Origin of the sequence: Flavobacterium sp., assembly GCF_003525665.1 — a bacterium.
Lineage (GTDB): Bacteria > Bacteroidota > Bacteroidia > Flavobacteriales > Flavobacteriaceae > Flavobacterium.
This window is the reverse complement of record NZ_DQDX01000008.1, coordinates 638-3222: the sequence shown is the minus strand read 5'-3', so window position 1 is coordinate 3222 and position 2585 is coordinate 638. Positions and strand designations below refer to the sequence as shown.

Annotated in this window: 4 protein-coding genes; all 4 read right to left on the bottom strand. The window is 32.4% G+C overall.

What is annotated here, in order from left to right:
* Positions 1-189 (bottom strand): hypothetical protein (locus DIU01_RS00605; RefSeq protein WP_290831329.1); only part of this gene is annotated, 189 nt, incomplete at its 3' end.
* A gap of 301 nt (positions 190-490) precedes the next feature.
* Complete coding sequence (locus tag DIU01_RS00600) at positions 491-880, bottom strand: hypothetical protein (protein ID WP_290831328.1); 390 nt, start codon at positions 878-880, stop codon at positions 491-493.
* Between the two features lie 260 nt (positions 881-1140).
* The gene (locus DIU01_RS00595) at positions 1141-1521 is read right to left on the bottom strand and encodes a RidA family protein (RefSeq protein ID WP_290831327.1); all 381 of its coding nucleotides are present in this window, start codon (positions 1519-1521) and stop codon (positions 1141-1143) included.
* Between the two features lie 67 nt (positions 1522-1588).
* Positions 1589-2455 carry a nucleoside phosphorylase gene (locus tag DIU01_RS00590; RefSeq protein ID WP_290831326.1) on the bottom strand — a complete coding sequence of 289 codons (867 nt, stop codon included), beginning with the start codon at positions 2453-2455 and terminating at the stop codon, positions 1589-1591.
* Positions 2456-2585: the final 130 nt, after the last annotated feature.

Sequence of the window (2585 nt, the reverse complement as noted above, 5' to 3'; positions counted from 1 at the left end):
AATTTCATTATTTTTAAATTTTGATAAAAAATCTTGAAAAGGTTTGTTTTCAACAATTTGCTTAATTTGTTCAATTGTTACAAAATGTTTTTTTACAGAATTTTCATTTTGGACGGTAGTAGTATCATCATTATTTTCACAAGACGTTAAAAATAAAAATAATGATAAAAAAATAAATAATTTCTTCATATGTGTTGTTAATTCCTTTACGATGACTTTAGGATTTAGTTAATTGCACCGACTTTGCTCATTTACTGATGCTGCAATTTTTTTATTGTAGTTTTAATCAGTTTTTGCGTTTCGTTTTTCAAAATTTTCTGCTACCGTGTCGCCGCTTGCGTACAGTGGCGTTTTTCACACACTGACGTTAACAAATATACCGAAAACTTTTGAAAGAAAATATATGATTGAAAGAAAAAAGATAAGAGACCAAGCGTCCAAATAAATCCCAAGCCACGCCATTGACGCAAACGGCTGTTAGCAACTGTTATTATTTTACTATATCTATTTCACCATCATAAACTTCTTTAGCGAAATTCGCACTGGTTTTTACAAATATTTTTGAACCTTCAATTTTTACAATCTCTATTTTGAAAATGTCAGTTGGTTCGCCGTTATATTTATCTGTTCCACTTAACAACTTTCTATTCCTTAATTCATAATGACAATCATCAATCCAAACAATATCATATCTTGATTTTACATTCATAAATTCATTTGTTTCAAACTGATATTTTTCTGTTCTAACAATTTTAGTTTTTCCAGATACTTTTGAGTTCAATTCGAAATTACCAATATGTACTTTTTTACAATCAATAGATTGTGATTTAGCACAGGATATAAATAAAAGCATTAAAATAAACGAACTAATGTTTTTCATAAAGTGTATTTTCATAATAGTTGCTAACTTGTTTATAGTACCCACAAACAAACATTTACAAATGATTGTAAGCGTTTGTAAGTAATTACATCGGTAAATATATGAAAAAATCCTCAAAAGCATTTGCTCTTGAGGAGAATTGTGTTTTTTAAAACTGAAATCTAAAATCTGCAACCTAGCATTCTGCAATCTGCAATCTAAAATCTGCAATCTAATATCTGCAACCTGAAATCTGCGACCTGCAATCTAATCACTGAACACTACTTAATAGCTGTCATAGAAATTTCCACATTAACACCTTTTGGTAATCCAGCAACTTGAACTGTTTCTCTTGCTGGTGCTGTTTTTTCATCGAAGTAACTTCCGTAAACGGTATTGATTCTTGCAAAATCATTCATGTCCATAATGAAAATTGTTGTTTTTACAACATTTTCAAAAGTCATGTCAGCAGCTTCAAGAACCGCTTTCATGTTTTCCATTACTTGTTTGGTTTCGGTTTCAATATCAGTTAAAACCAATTCCATAGTTTCTGGATCCAATGCAATTTGTCCCGAAGTATAAAGTGTGTTTCCAACCAATACTGCTTGATTATATGGTCCAATAGGAGCAGGCGCTTTATCTGTAAAAATTATTTTTTTCATAAATTCTCTAAGTTCTATACTCTATATTCTATACTCTATATTCTATACTCTATACTCTATATTCTTTCTACCTCGACAACTTATCCAAAGTATATTCAATCAACTCATCAACAGCTTTGTAAGGATCTTCACTGAAAGTTCCACTTGCACGATTAGCAATGATAGCATTTAATGATAAACACTCATGACCAAGTAGTTTTCCTAAACCATAAATCGCACCAGTTTCCATTTCTAGATTGGTAATTCGGTTTTCTTCAAATTCAAAATTATCCATTTTAGAATTCAGTTCTTCATCTTGAATATTCAATCGCAACACACGACCTTGCGGACCATAAAATCCACCAGCCGTCGCCGTAATTCCTTTGTGCATTTTATCGCTTTCGATGATTTTTTCCAATTTTTCTGAACACGAAATCACATACGGTTTTCCTTTTCGTAAATCCCAATTGGTGTGTTTTACAAATGCGTCTTCCATTTCGATATGCGAAACCTCATCAATCAAATAGGAGCGAAGCATGTTGTCCAATCCCAATCCGAATTTAGACATTACAAAACTATCTACCGGAATATCTTCTTGCAACGAACCCGAAGTTCCAATACGAATGATATTCAGCGAAGTCAACGTTTCTTTGGGTTGTCTGGTTTCCAAATCAATGTTCACCAACGCATCCAATTCGTTCATGACAATATCAATATTATCCGGACCAATTCCAGTCGACATCACAGTAATTCTTTTTCCTTTGTAAAGTCCGGTTTGTGTTTTAAACTCACGTTTTTGTTGTGAAAACTCAATAGAATCAAAGTTCTTAGTAATTTTCTCCACACGATTTTGATCACCTACAAAAATAATGTCGTGCGCAATATTTTCTGGTTTCAGATTCAAGTGATACACACTTCCGTCTGGGTTTAATATTAATTCTGATGATTGTATCATTTTTTTTTGTTTATAGTTTGTTGTTTATGGTTTGTTGTTTGTTGTTTATTGTTAACTGACCTCTTCAATCTGCCACCTGCAATCTGCCACCTGCAATCTGCCACCTGAAATCTGCCACCTGCAATCTGCT